Source organism: Empedobacter sp. UBA1574 (genome assembly GCF_002322895.1).
Lineage (GTDB): Bacteria > Bacteroidota > Bacteroidia > Flavobacteriales > Weeksellaceae > Empedobacter > Empedobacter falsenii_B.
The window spans coordinates 1-23,939 of record NZ_DCOI01000042.1 but is presented as its reverse complement, the minus strand read 5'-3'; the positions used below and the strand labels follow the sequence as shown (position 1 = coordinate 23,939).

At 32.2% G+C, this 23,939-nt stretch carries 21 protein-coding genes and 1 pseudogene; 12 read left to right on the top strand and 10 right to left on the bottom strand.

Features of this window, described 5'->3' with window-relative positions; translation table 11 throughout:
- The 6 genes from B3578_RS13865 to B3578_RS13840 all read left to right on the top strand — a co-directional run.
- Positions 1–394: TetR/AcrR family transcriptional regulator C-terminal domain-containing protein (locus tag B3578_RS13865; protein ID WP_291049613.1), on the top strand; the 394-nt coding region annotated here is incomplete at its 5' end.
- An 18-nt stretch (positions 395–412) separates the two neighbouring features.
- The gene (locus B3578_RS13860; RefSeq protein WP_291049611.1) at positions 413–1,738 is read left to right on the top strand and encodes a TolC family protein; all 1,326 of its coding nucleotides are present in this window, start codon (positions 413–415) and stop codon (positions 1,736–1,738) included.
- A gap of 3 nt (positions 1,739–1,741) precedes the next feature.
- A complete protein-coding gene (locus B3578_RS13855; protein WP_291049609.1) occupies positions 1,742–2,833 on the top strand; it encodes an efflux RND transporter periplasmic adaptor subunit in 1,092 nt (363 codons plus the stop codon).
- A 4-nt stretch (positions 2,834–2,837) separates the two neighbouring features.
- Positions 2,838–4,061 (top strand): ABC transporter permease, encoded by a 1,224-nt coding sequence (locus B3578_RS13850; protein ID WP_291049606.1) that lies wholly within the window; start codon positions 2,838–2,840, stop codon positions 4,059–4,061.
- A 3-nt stretch (positions 4,062–4,064) separates the two neighbouring features.
- The gene (locus tag B3578_RS13845) at positions 4,065–4,757 is read left to right on the top strand and encodes an ABC transporter ATP-binding protein (protein ID WP_092908227.1); all 693 of its coding nucleotides are present in this window, start codon (positions 4,065–4,067) and stop codon (positions 4,755–4,757) included.
- A gap of 211 nt (positions 4,758–4,968) precedes the next feature.
- Complete coding sequence (locus tag B3578_RS13840) at positions 4,969–5,937, top strand: tyrosine-type recombinase/integrase (RefSeq protein ID WP_291049601.1); 969 nt, start codon at positions 4,969–4,971, stop codon at positions 5,935–5,937.
- A gap of 37 nt (positions 5,938–5,974) precedes the next feature.
- On the opposite strand, the gene B3578_RS13835 is transcribed toward B3578_RS13840, so the two are convergent.
- The 9 genes from B3578_RS13835 to B3578_RS13795 all read right to left on the bottom strand — a co-directional run bounded on the left by B3578_RS13835 (position 5,975) and on the right by B3578_RS13795 (position 17,179).
- On the bottom strand, positions 5,975–7,201 hold the full coding sequence (locus tag B3578_RS13835) for a hypothetical protein (protein WP_291049598.1): 1,227 nt from the start codon (positions 7,199–7,201) through the stop codon (positions 5,975–5,977).
- A 1-nt stretch (position 7,202) separates the two neighbouring features.
- Positions 7,203–7,376: a hypothetical protein gene (locus B3578_RS13830; RefSeq protein ID WP_291049595.1), complete on the bottom strand. Its 174-nt coding sequence runs from the start codon at positions 7,374–7,376 to the stop codon at positions 7,203–7,205.
- 585 nt (positions 7,377–7,961) lie between these two features.
- Positions 7,962–11,063 carry a type I restriction endonuclease subunit R gene (locus B3578_RS13825; protein WP_291049592.1) on the bottom strand — a complete coding sequence of 1,034 codons (3,102 nt, stop codon included), beginning with the start codon at positions 11,061–11,063 and terminating at the stop codon, positions 7,962–7,964.
- Between the two features lie 269 nt (positions 11,064–11,332).
- On the bottom strand, positions 11,333–11,632 hold the full coding sequence (locus B3578_RS13820) for a GIY-YIG nuclease family protein (RefSeq protein ID WP_291049589.1): 300 nt from the start codon (positions 11,630–11,632) through the stop codon (positions 11,333–11,335).
- Between the two features lie 38 nt (positions 11,633–11,670).
- Positions 11,671–12,939, bottom strand: coding sequence for a restriction endonuclease subunit S (locus tag B3578_RS13815; protein WP_291049586.1), 1,269 nt, complete (start codon positions 12,937–12,939; stop codon positions 11,671–11,673).
- Positions 12,936–13,964, bottom strand: a complete 1,029-nt coding sequence (locus B3578_RS13810; RefSeq protein ID WP_219035294.1) for a virulence RhuM family protein — start codon at positions 13,962–13,964, stop codon at positions 12,936–12,938. Before B3578_RS13810 ends, B3578_RS13815 begins: the two co-directional genes overlap by 4 nt.
- Positions 13,961–15,508, bottom strand: coding sequence for a type I restriction-modification system subunit M (locus B3578_RS13805; RefSeq protein WP_291049581.1), 1,548 nt, complete (start codon positions 15,506–15,508; stop codon positions 13,961–13,963). Before B3578_RS13805 ends, B3578_RS13810 begins: the two co-directional genes overlap by 4 nt.
- Before the next feature lie 137 nt (positions 15,509–15,645).
- Positions 15,646–16,896: a type II toxin-antitoxin system HipA family toxin gene (locus B3578_RS13800; RefSeq protein WP_114999441.1), complete on the bottom strand. Its 1,251-nt coding sequence runs from the start codon at positions 16,894–16,896 to the stop codon at positions 15,646–15,648.
- 1 nt (position 16,897) lies between these two features.
- Positions 16,898–17,179 carry a helix-turn-helix domain-containing protein gene (locus B3578_RS13795; protein WP_114999439.1) on the bottom strand — a complete coding sequence of 94 codons (282 nt, stop codon included), beginning with the start codon at positions 17,177–17,179 and terminating at the stop codon, positions 16,898–16,900.
- A 356-nt stretch (positions 17,180–17,535) separates the two neighbouring features.
- Between B3578_RS13795 and B3578_RS13790 the strand changes: the two genes are divergently transcribed.
- The 3 genes from B3578_RS13790 (at position 17,536) to B3578_RS13780 (ending at position 20,097) form a co-directional block, all read left to right on the top strand.
- The gene (locus B3578_RS13790; protein WP_291049615.1) at positions 17,536–18,450 is read left to right on the top strand and encodes an IS481 family transposase; all 915 of its coding nucleotides are present in this window, start codon (positions 17,536–17,538) and stop codon (positions 18,448–18,450) included.
- Positions 18,451–18,565: 115 nt separating this feature from the next.
- The gene (locus B3578_RS13785; protein WP_114999438.1) at positions 18,566–18,832 is read left to right on the top strand and encodes a helix-turn-helix transcriptional regulator; all 267 of its coding nucleotides are present in this window, start codon (positions 18,566–18,568) and stop codon (positions 18,830–18,832) included.
- A gap of 2 nt (positions 18,833–18,834) precedes the next feature.
- Positions 18,835–20,097: a type II toxin-antitoxin system HipA family toxin gene (locus B3578_RS13780; RefSeq protein ID WP_114999436.1), complete on the top strand. Its 1,263-nt coding sequence runs from the start codon at positions 18,835–18,837 to the stop codon at positions 20,095–20,097.
- Between the two features lie 186 nt (positions 20,098–20,283).
- On the opposite strand, the pseudogene B3578_RS13775 reads toward B3578_RS13780, so the two are convergent.
- A pseudogene (locus B3578_RS13775) lies at positions 20,284–20,415 on the bottom strand (IS3 family transposase); the annotation flags it as partial.
- A 1,715-nt stretch (positions 20,416–22,130) separates the two neighbouring features.
- Between B3578_RS13775 and B3578_RS13770 the strand changes: the two are divergent.
- From B3578_RS13770 to B3578_RS13760, 3 genes are read left to right on the top strand one after another with little or no spacing between them, the layout of a single operon-like run.
- On the top strand, positions 22,131–22,337 hold the full coding sequence (locus B3578_RS13770; RefSeq protein WP_114999434.1) for a helix-turn-helix transcriptional regulator: 207 nt from the start codon (positions 22,131–22,133) through the stop codon (positions 22,335–22,337).
- Positions 22,334–22,660: a HipA N-terminal domain-containing protein gene (locus B3578_RS13765; protein WP_114999432.1), complete on the top strand. Its 327-nt coding sequence runs from the start codon at positions 22,334–22,336 to the stop codon at positions 22,658–22,660. Before B3578_RS13770 ends, B3578_RS13765 begins: the two co-directional genes overlap by 4 nt.
- Entirely contained in the window at positions 22,657–23,604 is a 948-nt protein-coding gene (locus tag B3578_RS13760; RefSeq protein WP_114999431.1) for a HipA domain-containing protein, read from the top strand. Before B3578_RS13765 ends, B3578_RS13760 begins: the two co-directional genes overlap by 4 nt.
- Positions 23,605–23,939: the final 335 nt, after the last annotated feature.

Genomic DNA, 23,939 nt, shown 5'->3' with positions numbered 1-23,939 from the left:
ACAAGGGGAAGATTACAATACTATTATCAATACAAAACAATTGCCAGAAGAAAAGTTTAAATCACTTTTTAAAAGTCAGTTTTCGTATTTCAAACAAAATCCGTGCTTCATCAATATTGTTTTGTCAGACGGGTTGATTGATAATTCTGATGAAGTAAAAAATGCCATACAACAATTATTACAAACCAATTTCATCCGTTTCAATTCCCTGATAAAGGGAGGACAAGAGACAGGTGTTTTTAGAACAGTAATAGCTTCAGAAGAACTCGTACATATCGTTATGGGAACATTTCGCTTACAAATGCTGAAGTGGAAATTGGCTTCTTTTGAATTTGACATTGAGGTTCAGGGACAAAAAACAATGAATAGCATTTTAGCTTTAATAAAGGTCTAATTTATAATATTTTTTTGAATGAAAAAGTTAGTGAATATTCACAAACATAAATTACTAATAGTCATCCTTTTCTTGCCTTTTATGGTATGGTCGCAGGAGAAGAAAGAATTTCACACGCTGGACGAAGTACTTGCCTTTGCAAAGGAGAAAAAAGTCAGTTTCAGAAATGACATCATCCAGCAAAATTTAGCAGAGCTGACCAGAAAAACCGCAGTTGGAAATGCCTTTAATCCGAGAATTCCGGTATCGGCTCAGGTTATTGATAATATGAATTTGCAAACCAATTATATTCCTGCTGAAGTTTTCGGCGGTTTGCCAGGTTCTTTTCGCGAAATCACAATGGGTTTACAATATGTCAGCACATTCAGCATACAACCGCAGTTCGATATTATTAACCTTGGAAATATAAGCCGTATAAAACTTGCCAAAACCAATCAGGAACTGGTAGCCAATCAGCAAAAAATAAACGAATGGACTATTTATGACCAGTTGAACGGCATTTACTTTAATATCTTATCGTTTCAGGGACAGCAACAGATGGTAGAGCAGAATATTGTCATTGCAAAACAAATTTTAACCATCGTAAACAACAGATTTGAAGAAGGACTTGTACGCAAACAAGATGTAAACGAAGCCGAAGTGAACCTTATTCGATTACAGGATCAGCTTTCGCAATTGCAATTTAATATCCAAATCCAACAGCAAAATCTTGCTTTGTTTTTTGAGAATGAAGTCAATCCCATTTTAAACCAAAACATTCGAGATTTTGATCATAAACAAATATTGACAGAAGCAAACAACAATTTATGGGTAAACCATTATCAGCTGAGAGAAAAAGTGGCAGAACAGGAATGGAAAGCGGCACAAAAACAACAGTTACCCGTTTTGGGATTTGTATCTTCCTTTAATTGGCAAAACTTGAGTAATGAGTCCTTTTTTCATCCTAATTCCAATTGGATTAGATATAATTATGTTGGTCTTCGTTTGAGTTGGGATTTACCTACTACCGTTTCAAAATATTCGGCGGTAAAAGAGAAAAAAATGCAATGGCAAATGGCCGAAAATGATCGAATTCACTTTTTGCGTGAAAACGAAACCCGCAATAGCAATTTGTTGGTGGAGTACGAAAAAGCATCTTCACAGCTCGAAAACTTTAAGAAAATTCAAACCTTGAAAGAAGATACTTATCAGAAATACTTCGATCAGTATCAGGAAAATATTCTGCCCTTAGACAAATTACTTACTGCACAAACGGATATGCTGCTGAGCCAGCTAAATGTTATTACAGCTTTGGCAGGCATTGGATTTAGTGAAAATAAAATTATCATCAATAATAAGTTTTAAACTATGAAAATAAAGTTGTTCGTTACCATTGTACTGTTCGCTACACTACAATCCTGTGGTTCAAAAGAAGAAGCGCAGCCGGTGGTAAAAGATATAAAAGAATTAGTTTTTGCATCGGGAATGCTCGATTGGGATGATGCCTATCATCTCACGGCACAAACAGATGGCATACTTACAGAAGCCAATTTTGGGGTGGGAGACAAAATGAATATAGGAAAGGTCATTGCGGTTATCGACAATCCGTCTAACCGTATCAATACGCATTCGGCAGAGGAACAATTAACCATTGCCAACGAAAACCTAACGGAAAATTCGCCTGCCATTCAGCAACTGGAACAAAACATTCGCTATGCAGAAAGCAAATACGAGCAAGACAAACAACAAGCTGAACGTTATGAACGCCTGTTCCAAAAGCAAAGTGTAGCCAAGGTAGAATTTGAAAATATGCAATTGGCAGCAAAAAATTCACTGGCACAGCTGAATGCCTTAAAAAAGCAAAAAACAGAACTGTTGCAACGTGCCAAAATACAGCAAATTTCTAACAAAAATCAGCTACAAAACAGCAAAGTGATAGAACGATACAATCAACTGATAATACCTCAAAATGGTACGATTGTCAACAAGCTTAAATCAACAGGTGATTATGTCAGAAAAGGAGATATTGTTGCGACAATTGCTGATGACAGCAAACCGGAAGTGGTATTGAATGTAGATGAAAAAAGCATCGGAAAAATAAAATTGGGACAATTGGTTTATATTCAGTTTAACACAGATAAAAGCAACGTGTACGAAGGCAAAATCAGTGAAATAGTGGCTGCATTTGATGAAAAAACACAATCATTTGTTGTAAAAGTGTTGCTGAATGAAGCACCTTCAAGTAGTATTTACGGCACACAGTTGGAAGCCAATATTTTGACAAGCGAAAAGAAGAATGCTTTATTAATTCCGAGAAGTTATTTGGGCTTTGGAAATAAGGTAAAACTAAAAGGAAAAGACGAACCCATTGTTGTAAAAACAGGTATCATTTCTACCGAATATGTAGAAATATTGGAAGGAATCAGCAAAGATGATATTCTGGAACATATAAAACCTTAGACTGATGAATATTAATACAGACATAGCCAGAACCTATCTGTTTTCGGGCAAAAAAATGACTGCTGTAGCCGTTCTTGGTGTGTTGCTCGGAATGTCGATCTATATTTTCATGAACAGTTTACTGGTTGGTTTTGATAAAGCATCTGACGAAAATATTTTCAAAAATACGCCACATATTCGGTTGTACAATGATGATGTCATCAGCAAAAATCTGGTAAGTGATACTGCTGCCGAGTACCTGATTTCCAATCCGAAAGTAGTACCCAAAGTCAATACCATCATTAATCCGAACGGTATTGCAGAAATGGTACAACAACAGAAGGAAGTAACTGTGGTAACAGCCCAGGTAAACACAAGCGTGTTTTATAATAACGGAAAAACTCAGGTGAGTGGATTAAGCATCGGGATAAAGCCAGATGAAGCAGATATGATGTACAGCATTACATCATCAATGGTTGAAGGCAAATTTGAAACCCTGAAATCCGACCCGAACGGCATCGTAATCGGTATAGGAATAGCAGAAAAAATGAACTTGGCACTTGGTGATAATATCAATCTTACATCACAAAAAGGTGTAACTAAGAACCTGCGTGTAGCAGGTATTTTTCGATCATTTAATTCAACTGCCGACGACACCAAATCGTACGTTAATCTATACACTGCCCAGCAATTGCTCAAAGAAAACAATGTGTATGTAACAGACATCAGTGTCAATGTAAAAGATCCGCACCAGGCGGCAGCCGTTGCCGAAAAGTTATCTCAATTAACCGGATATAAATCCGAAGATTGGAAAGAGAGTAACGAATCGTTGATGGCACTCAGCAAAATGCGGTTCATTATGATCAATTTTGTCTCTACAGCCATTATGCTCATTGCCGGTTTTGGCATTTACAATATCCTGAACATGACCGTTTCACAAAAAATAAATGACATTGCCATCTTAAAAGCTATTGGTTTTAAAGGGAAAGATGTGATACGGATTTTTGTAACGCAGGCATTATCTATTGGCTTGATTGGTGTAGTTGGCGGAATGTTGATGGCATTGCTAATGATTACCTTGTTGAAAAAGGTATATATCGGTGGTGACATAGGATACTTTCCTGTAGATTATGAACTGCAGAAATTCATTCAGGGAGTTGTTATGGGCTTAGTTATTACATTTTTTGCCGGATACATTCCTGCCCGTAAAGCAGCAAAAGTGGATCCGGTCAGCATTTTTAGAAAGTAAATCATGGATAAAAATATCGTTTTAAAAACAGAAAATATCGACAAGTATTTTTATGACCCAGTAGAATTTCAGGTGTTGAAAAATATTGGTTTTGAAGTAGAGAGAGGTGAATTTCTAACACTTATCGGGAAGTCAGGGAGTGGTAAATCTACTTTGCTCTATATCCTTTCCACTATGGACAGAGATTATAATGGAAATTTAGTGATAGATAATGAATTAATTACAGGAAAATCGGTTGATGAACTGGCAACAATCCGAAACGAAAAAATAGGGTTTGTATTCCAGTTTCATTACCTGTTGTCAGAATTTACCTGCCTGAAAAACGTGATGATTCCCGCACTGAAACTTGGTAAGTTTTCTCCAAAAGAAATAGAAGAACGTGCTTATGAAAAGTTGAAAATGCTGGGTATGGAAGATCAAGCTTTCAAACCTGCGAATAAGCTTTCGGGCGGACAGCAACAACGTGTTGCCATTGCTAGAGCGTTAATTAATGATCCTTTGATTATTATGGGTGATGAGCCAACAGGTAATTTGGATAGTAAGAATACAGACATTGTTTTTGATATTTTCAAAGACCTGACCCGCAGTTTTGGACAGACCATTATTGCTGTCACCCACGATGATGAATTTGCTCAAAAAAGTGACCGAACCATAGAAATGAAAGACGGAAACATCATTGGCGGACATAAAAATTAAGTACAATGAATAATAACATATCTATACCTCAAAACATTGAAAATCAAACTTCGTATAAAAGAAAAGTTTCTTTATCAGAACTATTTCGTTCACTGGTATTAGCTGCGAGGTCAGCAATAGTATTTATCAAAAATAAAAAGCAGAAAACCATTGATGAGCAATTTTTAGAAAGATTGCAACTGGCAGTAACTGAGGTCAACTCTTGTGCCGTATGTTCTTACGCCCATACGCAGATGGCATTAGTCAAAACTCTAACTTGACTAACAACTTTGTAGAATTCTTAGAATTGAGAATTAAACAACTTTATGACGCAAAACAAATTAGTTACAGTGATTCGCATAATGATACGCTGAAATCTTTAAAGAAATTTAAAAGTAATATTGATAAATACTCTTTTAATAATATTAATTATAACTTCTTATTAAATTATGAAACATTCTTAAGAAAAACAGGATGTAAAGATGGTGGTATTGGAGTTTACATGAGAAATATACGCGCAACTTTTAATATTGCAATAAAATCAAAAATTGCAAAACAGGAATTATATCCTTTTAAGGATTACAAAATATCTGCTCTTAAATCTCAAAAAATAAAAAAAGCACTAACAAAAGAGCAATTACAAAATTTAATAGATTTTGATATTAAAAAGATTCCTTCAGCGACAAATGCACGATATTTATATTTATTTAGTTTTTATGCAAGAGGGATGAATTTTACTGATTTAGCAGAATTAAGATGGGATGAAATAGAACATAGTAAATTTTCTTACAAAAGAAATAAAACAGGCATAAATATTCGTGTAAAAATTCCAGAAAATGATATTACAAACGAAATATTGAAATTCTACAAAGAATATCGTCCCTTTCCTACTAACTACATTTTCCCAATACTAAAGAAAGATATTCTTGATTATAATGAAGAAACGTTAATTAAGCGAAAACATAGTGTTAGAAGCTATTATAATAAACAATTAAAGTTAATATTTGAAGAACTAAAAATTGACTCAAAAATAAATTTCTATACCACTCGCCATACTTTTGCTACACTATCTTTAAGAAATGGTGTTCAAGTTTCTAAAATTAAACAAGCTCTTGGTCACCAGTCAATTAAAACAACAGAATCTTATTTAGAAGATTTTAAAGATCATGAAATTGATGAAGCTTTTGAGAATTTGATATAAATAAAATAAAAACCCACCAAATAGGTGGGTTCATATTCTATTTTATTATTAATACTTCTGAAATAATTTCTCTAACCTTATATTTCAAGTCATAATCAATATCTAATTGATCTGCTTTACCACAGATATTAATTAATTTACTTAAATTATCAACAATTAGATTAGTTTTAGGTAAAAATAAATCTTTAATCTCATTACAACTTCTTAAGGTTGGACTATTAGAAATTTTTTGAATAATAGCACTAAAAAGACCTTTTGGATCTTTTGTATTCAAGAATTCTAAATACTCTTTTTCAAACTCATCAATAGAAGTAAATTCATTAAATAAAGTACTGAATTTTTTATCTAGTGTTTCAATACCTGTTTGGTGTGATACTCTTATTACAACAGTTTTAGCATTTTGCTTTTTAAAATTCAATGGAAAATTAATATTACTATCATCTTTAGAGTACAAAGTTATTTTTTGAGTAAAAACAAAAGATTCCTTTCCTAAATCGTTATTTGTCATCTCTATAGAAGATTTTAAAAATCCGATTTCGCCCAATTTTTTCATTACACCTTGCGAAATTACCATTGAAATTTTAGATTCATTAAGATCCAATGACTCTATTTTAAAGTTATTACCCTTGTTGTTATTTTCATATTCATTCAATAGTAAAATAGTATAAACGAAAGTAAATGCTGTGCCATACTCTTTAAATTTAGAAGAATTCACTGCTCTTAAAAACCATAAACTACTTTTAGATTTTAATAATTTAAATTTTCTTTCTTTAAATAATTTTGATTTCGTAAGCCAAATTGCATTGATTTCTTGCAATTCTTTATTCATTCCATTTTTTCTGAGATAATTGATATGGTTAGCTATTTTTATCACATCATAAAATTGATCCTTCGAATTATATATAGCTTTTGCATTAATTGGAGCTTCTTTATGATCATTGAATTGAAAATAAAAATCTTTAGCTTTACCTTTTAAATCTTCATTCTCATCTGCAAGAATAAATGTTTTTAAATTTTCTCCATTACATAAATGATTAATAAACTCATATTTTGATAACACCTTATTGACTGCATCAAATGCAATATCCACATTTCCTATATTAATATTAAAATCTAGTCCATCAGGATTAAACCTGTTTAAAATATCATTTAAATAATCATCATTATAATCACTAAATAACTTTGTTAATTGTTGAAAGCTGATTGAATTATTCGATTTCTTATCAATAAATGATATCGATTTTGTATTAAAATTATGCTCCATACTATTTCTCTTTTCTTACTCCTTTGAATGGTGTACCATCCTGTTTAACATCCATAAATTTTCCTGTATTTGTGTCTATTTTAACCCATTGTTCTGTTTTAGGGTTAAAAACTTGTGAGCGTTGTTTAACCGCTCCGTGGCGTCGATTATCGCCTGAAATTCCATTTTTAGCCATTTTTGCTGAAAATTTTTAATTTATAATATTTTAAAAAATTATCCCACTTGAAGCAAATCAGGATTGGATTTGTAGTAATCGAAAAGAAGTTTAATAAATATTAACACCAAAAATGATGTAAATTTTATTTCTATTAATATATTTGTCCGTATAAGATATCCGGAGTTCTTATTAAATTTCGATTATTAAGAATTACGATACAATTTCTAACTCGGATTTGTTTGGCGACATCCGAGTTTTTTATGCAATAAATTCTCCTCTATTTTTTATATTATGTTTTCATTTATTTAATATTTACCTTAGTTGTCTTCCAAAATTAAGATAAGATTTCACAATTAAAAATTTCAACATCTTAAAAATTAAAAAGATTATCAACAAGTTGTTAATTATTTGATTTTAAATCAGTTGGTAATATATAAATATCTCTATATTGTAAATAAATATTTTTTATTAGTTGATTTTTCAACATATTATTTTATTTGTAAAATCACTATTTAAAAAGTTGACTAGATTCTGTATTATCTACATTAAAAAAATCCCCAACTTCGCTGTTGAGGATCAATACTATTGTAAAGTTAGACTTCTTTACAATCTCCCACCTACTCCCTTAAACTTATCAATAAAGGCACTTATTTTTTGAAAAACAGTTTGCTTTTTTGTAAGATATTGAGGATTTAAAGGACTCATTTTGGGTAAAATGGCGTTTAATTCAGTACCGTTAGAACTTGCATATTCCCTTTTTAGAGAAGATTCGATGTAGCGTTTTGTTGCTTCTTCGTTTAAGTTTTCTTCTGCGATTAATTCGGTTGCTTCTTCTTTTTGTTTGACTTGCGCATACTTAAAGAATGAATCTATGACCGTTGCTTTATCTGGAATGGTATCTAAATCTGTTTCGTTGATAAAATCTACAACTAAAGATTCTTTTCCTCGATTCCCAATACTTGCACGTATTACTCGACTTACTTCTTCTACTAATTCAGCTTTGTCTTTTGTTTTCTTATTGTGATCAAAAATTAATTCTAAAATGTAATCTAAATTGATTTCTTGTGATTTTAATAAATCTACTTCAAAAACCACATCATCCCAATCAATACCAGAATCTTCAGGCTGTTTTCCTTCTTTTTCTTTTCTTAACCAATCACGAATGTCATTATAGGTCGAACGATAATCCTGTTCTACTCGTTGTGGTAACAATTGAATCTTTTGCATCACAACTAAATCATCGTCCGAAACATGGTACATTTCTTTGAATTCTTCTACAGCAGTTGCATCGCTTTGGTCAATGTTTTGTAAGGCTTTTAGACTTGTGAATTCATCATAGTTTTGTAAGATATTTTCAACGCGTAAGTATTCACCGAATAATTTTGTAAACTCTTTTTTATCCTTTTCTTTTTCAATTTGATCAGGATTTGGAAATTTCTCGTTTAGTTCATTTACAACTTCTACAAAACCTCTTCTTGCTTCTCCTGTTGAAGCGTCGGTAAAACCTTCTAAATATTCTTTGTAGCTTTTCTCTAAAACAACATTCTTCGTGTTTTTATTTCCAAATAATGTGATGGCATCAATCGTTGCTTGTTCCAAATCACGGAACGTAACAATATTTCCAAAAGATTTCGTTGCATCTAAGATACGATTGGTACGAGAAAATGCTTGAATTAAACCATGGTAACGTAAGTTTTTATCAACGAATAAGGTATTTAATTTTGGTGCGTCAAATCCAGTTAAAAACATACCGACAACGATTAATAAATCGATTTCTTTGTTTTTCACACGTTCTGAAAGATCACGGTAATAATTTTGAAATTCATCACTTTCTACTCCGTAGCTTGTTTTGAACATTTTATTGTAATCGTTGATGGCTTTCGTTAAGAATTCTTTTGCTGTACTGTTTAATGCAGAAGGTTCGAATGATTCGTCTATGATTTCTCCAATTGCTGATTGTTCTTCGTTCGCTGCAAAAGAAAAGATCGTCGCAATCTTCAACGGTTTTTCGCTGTCTATTTGCTGACGGTTTAATTCTTCGTAAAAATGTTTAGCTGCTTCTACGCTACTCACGGCAAACATCGCATTGAAACCGTTATTTCCGCCTTTTGTACGGTGTGTTTTAATGCGGTAATTTTGTAAAATGTATTTCGAAATCTCGCTGATACGTGCAGGATGCAGAAAGGCTTTCTTCGCATCTTCTGCATTCAATTTCTTTTCATCTATTTCTGTCTCAACCCCTTTGAATTGAGGTTTTACATTGTGGTAATCCACTTTGAATTTTAAAACCTTTTCATCTCTGATGGCATCTGTAATGACATACGCGTGTAATTCTGAACCAAAAACACTTGCTGTGGTTTCTGCACCTAAGGCATTTTCTGGGAAAATTGGTGTTCCTGTAAATCCGAATTGGTAATATTTTTTGAATTTCTTTTGCAGATTTTTTTGGGCTTCACCAAATTGAGAACGGTGGGCTTCATCAAATATGAAAACAACTTGTTTATTGTAAATATCCAACTCTTGATCCCCCTTCATTAAGTTGTTTAACTTCTGAATGGTCGTAACAATAATTTTGTTGTCGTCTTTTTCGATATTTCGTTTTAAACCTGCTGTACTGTTTGAACCGTTGACACTATCAGGCGAAAATTTTTGGTATTCTTTCATGGTCTGAAAGTCTAAATCCTTACGGTCTACCACGAAAAATACTTTATCGATAAAATCTAATTTTGTTGCTAATCGAGCCGCCTTGAAACTGGTTAAGGTTTTTCCTGAACCGGTAGTATGCCAAATGTACCCACCACTTTCTAAGGATGACCATTTTTTGGTTTGGTAAGCACTTTTAATTTTCCATAAAATACGTTCGGTTGCTGCAATTTGATAAGGTCGCATCACCAATAATGTATCTTTGATGTCTAAAACCGTATAGGTTAGTAAGACATTTAATAACGTGTTTTTTTGAAAAAATGTGGCTGTAAAATCCTTTAAATCTTTGATTAAGGTATTATCTGCTTTTGCCCAATTCATCGTAAAATCGTAACTGTTTTTGTTACGCGTAACGGTATTGGCAAAATAACGTGTATCTGTTCCATTCGAAATGACAAACAACTGCAAGTATTTGAATAGCGAATTATCTGAATTAAAGCTTTCTTTGGAATAACGGTGTACCTGATTAAACGCCTCACGAATAGCTACGCCACGTTTCTTCAGCTCTACTTGAATCATCGGTAATCCGTTAACCAGAATTGTTACATCGTAACGATTGGCGTGCGATCCTGTTTGTTCGACTTGTGAGATGACCTGTACTTTATTACGCGTAATATGCTCTTTATCGACTAAATAGATGTTTTGAATATGACCATCATCAAATACAAAATCGTAGATGTGGTTATCGTGAAGTTTACGCGATTTATCGACTAAACTATCACTTGGTTTATCTAAATATTCGACAAGGAAACGCTCCCATTCGTTATCGGTAAATGCCATATTATTTAATGCTTGTAATTGTGTACGCACATTGGCTAACATGGTATCCGTTGATTTGAGATGAGTCGGATTCTCGTATCCCAGATCAATTAAATCTTGAATGAATTCTTTTTCTAAGGCGGCTTCTGATTGATAAGCAATCGGAGCCTCGTTTAAGTCGTAGAATTTGGTGTATTTGTCCAATACAATGTAATTGTTGGATTCTGCAATCGTTTTGTACATCTTATGTTATTCTAAGTAGCTGTTAATGGGTTGTCTAGTTTAGATTCTAATTTGTTTCACTTTCTAAATTGCATTGCTCGTAATGACGTTGGTTATACTCGCGATGACGGTGAGCAATGACTGGATTGCTTTGCTTGCGTTGTTTGCTGGATTGCTTCGCTTTGCTCGCAATGACGTTGGTTATACTCGCGATGACGGAGAACAATGACTGAATTGCTTTGCTTGCGTTGTTTGCTGGATTGCTTCGCTTTGCTCGCAATGACGTGGAGTTACCATTCATTTATTTCATCCCATAAGTCAATCCAATTTGGGTTGAGTGTTTCTATTTGTTTTAATTTATTTTTTCGGTTACCTGCTTTTATTCTTTTTTCCTCTGTTATTGCGTCTTCAATTGAATGGAAGCTTTTGTAATAAACTAAGATTGTGCAGTTATATTTTGCCGTAAAAGATTCGGGATTATATTTTGTTTTATGCTCGTATACACGTCTTTTTAGATCGGCTGTTACGCCTGTGTATAGAGTACCGTTTCTTTTGTTTGCCATAATATAGACTACACCTCCTTTTTTCATTTTGGTTTACTGGTTTGGGGTTGCTTTTCTGGATTGCTTCACGTTGTTCGCAATGACGGGAAGCTTAATAACTTTTCTCTGTAATATTCGTATTGTTGGGTTCTTAGTTTAATTTCTTTTGTAATTTCTTCTTCGATGGCTGTATGGGTTGCATCGAATTGATCTAAGAGTTTTACAATGCGTTTTTGTTCTGTTAATGATGGTATTGGTATATAAACTTTTTCTAAACCTTTTGAATTTATTGCAGATATCTTTCCAGATGATATATTTCTTCTAATCTGATCATGAAATTGCTTAGTTCGAGTAAAATATGCTACATATGATGGATTAAGTGGACTAGTAAATGAAAAACAAGCATCATGAAAAACGACTCCTTGATCACTTAACCACGAAGTTCCTTTTCCAATATCTTCAATCGTTTCACCTGCTGCAACCATTATAACATCATTTTTCTTAGCTAATCTTAATTTTTTAGTATCAACTAATTCCTTACTTAAAAATGATTTAGTTTCATTAGCCCAAATACCATAATGTGTATACATCTCTCCATAATGAATACATGGAACCCCTTCTGAAATCATATCAGTTTTAACAAATCTTTTACCTCTTTGAAATTCTCCAATTTCACCTAATTTATTGAATATTATTGAACCTTCCTCAAAACTAAACAACTGCTCACGGAAGAATTCGAATTGTTTTTTACGGTTTTGGCGTTCGGTTTCTAGTTCGGTTGTTAATTGGTTGCTTAACGAAGTTAATTCATCTAACACACGAACAATTTCTTGTTGGATTTCAAGGGATTTTTCTGGATTATCTGGACAAGGAATTGGGATTTTAAGTTTTGATAAATCCTTCTGTGAAATTGAAGGGACTGATCCTAAACCTATAATTTTATTTAAACTTATTTTGAAATTTTCAGTTTTTAAGCAATATGATAAAAATTTACTTAAGCACTTAATTTCCTTAAAAACAACTAGCTGTGGATTTAAGGTAGCTAAATATGGTAAATCTTCAACATAAGCTGTTTTACCAACTGACGCTGTTTTACAAAAAATTATATCACCATTGTGAATCATTATTTCAGGTGATTCATAATATTTATCCCAATTAATGAAAGTTAGTTTTTCATAGTTTATTTTATCATTTATTATATTGGATGGACTTAATGCAATTGCACCATCTTTATTTTCTACTATATCTTTTTTTGTATAACCACGATAACCAATTCTACCAATAATTTTACACACATCTCCCAGAGGCAACCACTCCACATCAACCCCTTTTAATAACTCGTCTAATTTACTCATGATTTCCCTCCTTTTTTGTTATTTGCTTTAGCCTGTTTATCGCCTGCTTTAGCTTGTTTTTCTAAGATTGTAATGGTTTTTAGGTATTCACTTTCCACATTGCTAAGGGTTTTGGCTTTGTATTTTTTGTATTCTAAGGTTGCTTTCTCTTTCATTGCGGCATTAGAGATACTCCCTGCATTATCTAAAACTTTGCGTCCTGTCGAATTCAGGATATTATCTAACTCTCGGATATAATCGTTCATACACATTGGGCGTTCTTCAATGGCATTTAATTCGGCTAAATCAAAATAGGCTGCTACCAAGTTATTTAATACGCGTAATTCTTTTTCTTCTAAAAAATTTTTAGCAATCATCGCTTCAGCTTGTGTAGGCTCATCGCCTTTAAAATTGGTTAATCCAACAAAAGGCTTATCGCTATCTACACGCATATAGATGACTTCGCTTGCAGTATGCCCATGAGCAGCATAATGCAATTTGTTTTGTACAATTTTGAAAAAAGTTACACTTGCATCACTTTTTGGGTCGTAATCGGTTGCTGTAGCGTACAAATCTAATATTTGGCGGTACATTACCTTTTCACTTGAACGGATATCACGAATACGGTCTAAAAGTTCTTTCCAATAATTGCCTCCACCAAGATTTTTCATGCGTTCATCATCCATCGTGAACCCTTTTACGATGTATTCTTTCAGTCGATTGGTTGCCCATTGACGAAAGCCTGTAGCAATCTTCGAGTTTATTCTATACCCCAAAGCAATAATCATATCAAGATTGTAGTAATCCAGTTCACGAGAAACTTCACGATTACCTTCTATTTGAACTGTTCGGATTTTCCGAACAGTTGCTTCTGCAATCAGTTCTTCTTCTGTAAAAATATTCTTAATATGTTCACTTACTGTTGATTTTGAAGTTTGGTATAATTCAACCAATTGTTTTTGCGTTAACCAAATTGTATCGTCATCCAATTGGACATTAATTTTAGTTTGTCCATCTTCTGCGGTATATAAAATTATTTCACTCATCCTTCGATTTCTTTAATTAGGTTATCAATTGCTGTACGTAAGGTTGTAATGTTGTTTACAGTTTCTGTTAGCTCGGTATTTAAGACTTTAATGTCTATCACTTCGCGTGTATCTACTGCTTCTACATACGAACTTACCGAAAGGTTGTAGTCGTTTTCTGCGATTTTTGCATTATCAATCGTTAAAGCAACGTGTTCTACATCTTCTTTTGTATCAAATAACTGCATGATCTTCTCGATGTGCACATCTTCTAACATGTTGTTATTGGTTACTTTCTTGTAGAAATCTTCCCCTGTTGCATCGATAAATTGTGTGGTATTCTCGGATTTGTGCTTTGACAACACTAAGATGTTTACCCCAATAGACGTTCCGAAGAATAAATTTGCAGGTAAGCTAATCACTGTTTCTACAAAGTTGTTGTCTACCAAGTATTTTCTGATTTTTTGTTCTGCTCCACCACGGTAGAAAATACCAGGGAAACATACAATGGCTGCACGTCCTTTGCTTGATAAATAATTTAAGGCATGTAACACAAAGGCAAAATCTGCTTTTGATTTTGGTGCTAATACCCCAGCAGGTGCAAAACGATCGTCGTTAATTAACGTTGGATCGTCCGAACCTACCCAATTTACCGAATAAGGAGGATTAGATACAATGGCATCGAAAGGTTTATCGTCGATAAAATGAGGATCGGTTAAGGTATCTCCTAATTGAATGTTGAATTTATCGTAATTGACATTGTGCAAAAACATATTCATACGTGCTAAGTTGTAGGTTGTATGATTGATTTCTTGCCCAAAGAATCCATCTTCGATGATGTGGTTATCGAAATGTTTTTTCGCTTGTAATAACAATGAACCCGAACCAGCGGCAGGATCGTAGATTTTGTTCACCGTAGTTTGTTTGTGCATGGCTAATTGCGCAATCAATTTCGATACGTTTTGAGGTGTAAAGAATTCACCACCCGATTTCCCTGCATTGGCTGCATAGTTGGAAATTAAGAATTCGTACGCATCCCCGAATAAGTCGATTTGACTATCCTCGAAACTTCCAAAATTTAACTCGGCCACTCCTTTAAGGATTGCAGTTAATCGTTTGTTTTTATCTTCTACGGTATTTCCTAAACGTGTACTTGTTGTATCAAAATCTGCGAATAAACCTTTGATATCTTGTTCAGACTCGTATCCATTCGCTGAGTTTTCAATATCTGTAAATATCGCTTTTAGGTCTGTATTTAAGTTTGTGTTTGTATTGGCTTTTGCCACGACATTGGCAAACAACTGACTTGGATAAATGAAGTATCCTTTTGTTTTGATGGCGTCGTCTTTGATTTCTGGTGTGACGATGTCGTCTGCTAATTTTGCGTAGTTCACACTTTCGTCACCGCCTTCTATATAATTAGTGAAATTCTCACTTATGAAACGGTAGAATAAAGTTCCTAACACAAAGTGTTTGAAATCCCATCCATCTACTGAGCCACGTACTTCGTTGGCAATTTTCCAGATTTTGGCTTGTAGTTCTGCTCTTTGGGCTGTATTTGTCATTGTCTTTATTTCTTTTTAAAGATAAAATTTATCTTTTGTATATTCATTATTGTAAACATTACAATATTAATCCTTTTAAACGCCAAAACAAGACGTTAGTGCTTTTTTGTAATGATTTTTTATTTTATTAATTGCAACTAATATTTAAAAGCACTTGCCATTAGTTCTTGTTCAGCTCTTGAAATTCCAATTTGTTTAGCGATATCCTGCCAATTCTTAACTACAGAAGTTACTTCATCGATTATTTGATCCATTTCTGTAGTCGTTAATCGAAAATACTCACCAACACTTTTCGCTAATTCAAAATCTAACGCATTATTATCCATATCAATATTCAAGGCTAAACCATCTTTATCAATGGATGGATTTAAATCATAAGCAGGTGATAAAACCCAACCTTCTTTCGTTAAAATAAATCCATGATTTCGTAAATGATCATCAGTATTGGATATCGCAATATTAAAAATGATTCTACGCCATAATTGGGTTAAATTTTCGTTGATGTTCGCTCCATTCGATTGGATGAACTCCACAATATCTAAATAACTGGCAGGCTGATTTTTTATGGTTTCTTCGTTATTTCCTGTCATGGTCATTGCCGATGCGAAATGAATTCTATTACTTCCTTCACGATCAAATCGTTTAGTAAAAAAAGTATGATACGGACCATTAATCTTTTCTATTTTACATTCCGACATATTTATCCCTGCTTTTATCGCTAATTGATACGCTAAATATTCCCAACTAGCTTTATCAATAGTGTCATTCTTAGATGGAAATTTAGCAATCCATGGATGTTTATGCTCATCTAAAATATTAGCTTTTGGACGAGCTCCACCCAAAGAAGAACCAGGAGCTATTAATAGTTGTAACCATTTGTTTATCGCTTCATTATCGGTATCATTTTCGTAATGAACGACAGCTTGTTGAAGTTCTCTTACAGTAGACCATGGTGGCGTAGCCTTTTCGGTATCATTATCCAAAAAGTCAGATTTTGGATCTAGTTTAAAACGCAACGCCCCCATACGTGTTTCGTCATAGACACCTAATAAGAAATCAATATCATATAATGTTTTCGCTTTTTCACCTTTTATTTTAGCGAGTTGAGCTTCACGTCTTTTCATTAAGGTACGTCCCCAAGTATCAGGCATACTGTCTAGAAAGAGTCCAAAGTTTTCTTTATCATTAGCAAATTGTGGCCCTGCAAATAAATGTAAATTGGGATCTAACTGATGATGATGTCCAGATTTTAACCATAGATTATCATACGAAAAGCTGAATGCTTTTCGTCCCTTGGCTTGATAGGCCGATAATACGCCCATTAGTATTGGACTTTCTAAATCTTGCCAATCAGCATAAACATATATATCTGTTTTCTGTACTGCCATCCTACAATATCTCTAAATCTTGTAGTTTACGACCAAGTGTGTCGTCTGCTGCTAACTTTAAAAAATCATCTTGTAAGCCTAAAACCCGAAGCACATTGAAATAAGCTCCCATCGCTACACTTGGCTCTCCTTTTTCGATGAGATTTAAAGTGGATCTGGAAATATCTGCTCTTTCAGCGACTTGTACTGCTGTTAATTTGCGACGTTTACGGGCAAGTTTTATTTGCTCACCCATTTGTGATAAGGTATCTTTATAACGAGGTAAAACAATTTGTTTTTTCATAAATGTCCGTTATTTCATACAAATATAATTAAAACGACTGAAATAACGGACATTTTTATATGAATATTCAATTATTTTCTCTTTGCAAAAGGTTATTGAAAACTTGTTATAACTGTTTTGCGGTAAATATTTGAATATTCTCCGCAAGTTATGCGGTGATTAATTTGTTTATCGTTGCACAATTGGTTTACTGAAAGAATTTGAAGACAATATTTACAATCCAAAATCATTTGACCGAAACACTAAAACATAAACAAGTCTTCCACCATTACTTCAAAAAGGAGAAGACACTTTCAAATTGTGGGTACGTCAGATCATCGTAGACTAAATTAGTAAAAAACTAATATAGCCTTATGATGATTAAAAAGACCAAAGAAATCCAAACTTATTTAACTTATATTAAAAAATTACAAGTTCTAAAATATGCTAAAGAATATGGAAATAACACTATAGCTTATAAATTTTATGGTGTTAAAAAGAGTACATTTTATAAATGGAAAAAAGCATATGAAGAACATGGAGAAGAAGGTTTACTCAGAAAGAAACCAACTCCTCATACTTTTCCTAACCAAATTAAGCAAGAGATTGTAAATAAAGTATTAGAACTTCGAAAAGAACATAAATTAGGGACTTGGCGAATTAAATGGTATCTAGAACGTTATCATGATATTTTGATATCGGAATCAAGTGTTTATCGTATTCTAAAGCGTAATAATGTCGCTAGATTAGACAGAAAGGTGACTAGAAGAGCCATGCATAGTATCAAGTATGAAAAAGAAACACCTGGTCATCAGGTACAAGTTGATGTTAAATTTCTGATTTTTCATGATTCAAATGGCACTGAAATCAAACGATTTCAATACACAGCGATTGATGATGCTACACGAATTAGAGCACTTAAAATCTCTGAAAAACATAATCAATTAAGTTCAATTGAATTCATAAATTATGTTGTAGAAAAATTCCCTTTTAGAATTAATACAATTCAAACAGATAATGGACACGAATTTCAATCAAAGTTTCATTGGCATGTTCAAGATTTAGGAATGAGACACCGATTTATAAAAGTGGGTACACCTCAATTAAATGGAAAAGTTGAACGATCTCATTTAACAGATAAAAAAGAGTTTTATCAACTTTTAAATTACACAGATGATGTGGATTTAAATAAGAAATTAGAAGAATGGGAAAACTTTTATAATTTCAAAAGACCACATGGTTCATTTAAAGGAAAAACACCTTATGAAATACTTAAATCTAAACTAAAATAATTATATTTAAAGTCTACGAAGTCATGAAGTACGACAGGTTTAATACAAACAAAATGTATACATTATTATATATTTTGTCTAAAATTCGTACATTTGATTATTATAATATACATTTATGTTAGATTTCACAACAATAAAAGATGTAAAAAATTCAATTGGTGAATGGTGTAAGAAAATGCGAAAAGCAGAACACTTAACACAACAAGAATTAGCTGATGAATTAGCGCTTTCTCGTTTAACAATTGCTAAACTTGAAAATGGAGAGAATCCTACAATCGAAACTCTTTTGAAAGTATTACAGTATTTTGACGAAATGAAATCAATCAATCAATTCGTTTCAGATAAAATTGAAAATTTAGATAATAATCAATCCATGTATTAATTATGGCAAAGAATCAAATCATTTCAATCAATTTTCATGGAATTGAAATTGGTAAAATTGGTTATGACGAAAACCAAAGGAAATCTTCATTCCAATATAATCCTGATTTTTTGGAGAATAACATCTATAAAAAAATATTTCCTTACGTCATTCGTAGAACACCTAATGTACAAGTATTTTCTGAGTTTGAGGGAGAAACGTTTCGAGGTTTACCTCCTATGATTGCTGATTCTTTACCTGATTTTTTTGGAAACATTGTTTTTAAGGAATGGCTTGAAGCGACTCAAAAAGACATAAGTTCAATCACTCCTTTAGAACAGCTTACTTACGTAGGAAAAAGAGGTATGGGAGCGATAGAATTTTCACCTGCAAAAGAAATTAGATCCAATCAAACAATTAATGTCGATGAAATTACAGAAGTAGTTAAAAAAGTATTGGATTTAAAAACTTCCACCGAAGAAAAAGGATTAAGTGATATTGCTTTACTGAATATTTTCAAGATTGGAACTTCAGCTGGCGGTGCACGACCTAAAATTTTGGTTTCGGAAAATAAATCTACAGGACATTTAATTCCTGGTGATTTAGAAACTTCTGAAGAATATAATCATTATTTAATCAAGCTTTCGATCGACGAAGATCAAGGCTATTCAAAAGAAAAAATCGAATATATTTATTATCAAATTGCAACTTCCATTGGAATTGAAATGATGCCTTCTAAATTAATTGAAGATAAACATTTTGCAACATTACGATTTGATCGTCAAAATGGACAAAAACAGCATATTTTGACAGCTTCAGGAATGACAGGGTGGGATTTCAAAAAGCCTGAAAATTCGTCTTATGAAAATCTTTTTAAACTAGCCTTTGATTTGAAACTTTCGCACAAAAATATTCAGCAATTATTTAAACGAATGGCTTTTAATCTTGTTTTTTTTAATATTGATGACCATTTAAAGAATTTCTCATTCATTTATGATACAGAAAAAGACCGTTGGAATTTAGCTCCTGCCTATGATTTAACCTATCCGTTAGATGCTTTAAAAAACTATCTTCGAATTTCAAGAGCGATGTCTATTAATGGAAAACGAACTGAAATTAATCGAACTGATTTACTGAAAATAGCTGATTTATTCACGATTAAAGATGCTAACGGAATTATTGATGAAGTCGTACAATCGACTAATCAATTCAGAATCCTATGTCAAAAACAAAATATTACTGAAAAAGTGATTGATAAAATTGAATCTGAGTTTTTAATGTTTTAATTAAAAATAGCGTGATACTAAATACAATTCGTTCAAGAGGATTTTGAATATCTTCAAAGAAAGACTCAGTTAATTTATATTGATAAGGGTTTTTGCTATTGAAGATTTTTATATTAATAGAAGATTTGCAGTTTTATGTAAGCAAATTTTGATAGCTGGTTATACAAATAAAAAGTACAGTAAAATTTAAGCTACATTTTTGTAAACATTATTTAAGTTATTAAATTCTTCAATTGTTTTGTAATTCAATGAGCTGTGTCTTCTTTTTCTGTTGTACCAAATATCAATGTATTGAAATATTTCGCTTTCCATTTGTTTTATGAAAATCTGTACGTTGTCAAAATGATTTGGACACCTCTTTCTAAAAATTAAGAGAGTGTTTGGTTTATAAATTTATTATTTTTTCTTTCGAACACACTTTAGATCCTTTGCTCGTAATTCTGAACAATTTAACTAAAATTCGTCATTTCGATACTAAATCGTCGGATTTTTAATTTCTTTTTCAATATTCAAGTTTTAAATTTACTTTTAATAAGGAATTAAAAACCATCATTGCTGAAGAGTCGAGTGTCAATTCGGCGTAACGAACGTTAAAAATGATTTACTGTTCACATTTTATATGTGAATGATTTAAAGCATTTAGTGAGTAGCCGTTATTGACCGATTTGTAGGCACAGACTTGACGTTTTTGGTTCGTTTTTGCGTCAAGGTAAAAATGAATGAAGGTAGTTTTGAAAAACGAGAATAATCTTTCTATCACTTTTTTATTCATAGCTTATCTATTTTAATTATAGGTATTCATATGCCCTTCGGGAAAGTTCATCAAAAAAAACATTTGAAATTAAAAATTTGAAATTAAGAGGAGGAGCCATGGAATGGCTCAGGTAATTCAACTAACTAAATTATCTCCATAAAGTTGGCAACTCGCTTCACTCAGACACTCCAACTTTTTTATTCCAATAATTTAGAGTTAAATTGCATTTCGATTCTAAATCGTCGGATTTTTCTAATCCTTTTTTCTAATTCAGATTCGTTATCACTTTTATCAACGGATTTTAGAGTCGACTTACGATTTGCAGACGAGCTTCAATCCATGGAAACAAGCGTAAAAAAGATTAGTGAGCGATAGCGAATCATTTAATCTTTTTAGTGCGTAAAATGGTAATTGAACGTCGAAAATCGCAGTCTTGATTTTTTGATTACTTTTTGATCAAGCAAAAAGTAATAAATAAAGAACTACTAATTATTCTCTTATTCACGTAATTATGTTCAGAACCTCAACTCGTTGTTAATTTGAGGTATCGAGAAATCTATTACTTTCATTTTTTTATTCATAGCTTATCTATTTTAATTATAGGTATTCATATGCCCTTCGGGGAATAGTCAAAAAAACTAACGAAAAAAGACTTGGCTGTAAAACTCTCTACTAAATATGTTCTCATTTCTCTAAATATTTTAAAAACCCTACGGGCTAATACCTTTTTAAGTTTCATTCAAACATTTTCTTAACGTGTGTGTTTTAATACCGTTTTCGTCATTCTTTCCAATATTCAAATTCGCTTTTAGTACGGTCACTGAGGTTTTAGAAGGAAAAAATCAAACATGCGAAGGGAATAGATCGTAAAAATGTGGCTTCGTGAACCTCAGCCACCAAGAAAAACCTGTTCCTAGGCTCTCGAAGGGAAAAGATCAAACTATCAAGAAGAAAAGGTTTTCAGTATGGTTAAAATTTAGTTTATATCCATTTGTTATACGTCTTAATTAAAATTCGTCAGTTCGAGTGATTTTTCGAAATAATAATGAAGAAAAATTGTATCGAGAATAGAATTTTATCTTCAAAAAATTCAGCCACCAAAAGATCGTTCCCTGAGTTCTAAAAAGGAAAATATCGTAAAAGTGTGACTTCGAGAACCTCAGCCACAAAGAAATAATCGTACCCTAAAAGGTATAACACTTACGTTTATATAAATTTTATACCTTATTGGGTATAAAACAAAAATTATGACTATATTTATACCTCAAAGGGTATAAGTATGAATCAATCAATTGCAGAATTTATCAAACAAAAAAGAAAAAGATTAAAACTTACACAACCTGAATTAGCTGAGAGAGCTGGAGTTGGTTTAAGATTTATTCGTGAACTAGAACAAGGAAAACCTTCTGTAAGATTAGATAAAGTTAATCAAGTTTTAGCTTTATTTGGTTCTGAAGTTGGTGTAATTGATAAAATTGAGCAATGAGAAAAGGTTTAGTCTATTATAAAAATCTATTTGCAGGAACAATTTCTGAAAATGAAAATGGTTATATTTTTAAATACGATCAAGAATATTTGAATAATTTGGAATCGAAACCAATTAGTTTAATGCTTCCAAAACAACAAGATTCGTATGAAAGTAAAATTTTATTTCCTTTTTTTGATGGATTAATACCAGAAGGTTGGCTTTTGAATATTGCAGTAAAAAATTGGAAATTAAATTCTAAAGATCGTTTTGGTTTATTATTAACCCTTTGCAAAGATTGTATTGGAGCTGTTTCTATCATTTCAAATAATGAAGAATTATGATAAAATGCCTTAGTTGTTACAAAGAATTAGCAGAAAATGAAACTGATTTTCATTCTAAATGTTCTAAAAAAATATTTGGTTCAACTACTCCTCCACTAATTGAATTTGATAGTAAACAATTAGAAGAATTAGCAAAAGAGTTGATTGTAAAAAGTGTTGCAGTTACAGGTGTACAGCCAAAATTATCTTTAAATCTTATAAGCGATATAAATAAACAATCAAGATTTACAATTGTTGATCTTGAAGGAAATTATATTTTAAAACCTGCTTCAAAAGAATATATCGACTTACCCGAAAATGAAGACTTAACCATGCATTTAGCGGAATTGGTAAAAATAAAAACAGCAACACACACACTTATTCGGCTTAATTCAGGTGAATTGGCTTATTTAACAAAGCGATTTGATCGAAAAAATGAAGATAAAATTGCTGTTGAAGACTTTTGTCAATTGACTGAAAATTTAACGGAACATAAATATCGAGGTTCAATAGAAAAAATCGGAAAATTAATCTATCAACTAACTAAAAATAGTGGATTTGAAGCTCAAAAATTATTTGAAATTGTTTTATTTAATTATTTGACTGCAAATGCTGATATGCATCTTAAAAACTATTCATTAATCGAAAATGATTTCAATGAATACGAATTATCTCCAGCTTACGATTTATTGAATACGCTGTTATTAATTCCCGATGATAAGGAAGAATCTGCATTAACAATTAATGGTAAAAAAAATAGATTAAAAATAGAAGATTTCAATCAGTTAGCGAAAACATTAAAAATACCTAATAAATCAGTAGAGTCTATTTACAAAAGATTCATCAAAATTAGACTAAAATGGATCGATTTTGTGGAGATTAGCTTCTTAAATAAAGATACTAAACAAGCGTATATTGAAACATTGAACACTAGATTTAATAAATTGTTTAGTTCTAATAATTAGAGCAAGTATGACTTCAAGAACCTCAGCCACCAAGAAAACACGTTCCATGAGGCACTCGAAGGGAAAAGAGTAAACACTCGAAAGGAAAAGATCGTAAAATGTGACTTCGAAAACCTCAGCCACCAAGAAAACCGTTCCCTGAGCATTCTAAATGCAGTATCTTTCTATCACTTTTTTATTCATAGCTTAATCTATTTTAATTATAGATATTCATTTGAAACAATTAATAACTCATGAATAAAAAATGAATGAATATAGTTTTTCAAAATCCTTTTTCTAATTCAAATTCGTTGTCACTTTTAACAACAAATTTTGTCATTCTGATTTCTATGACA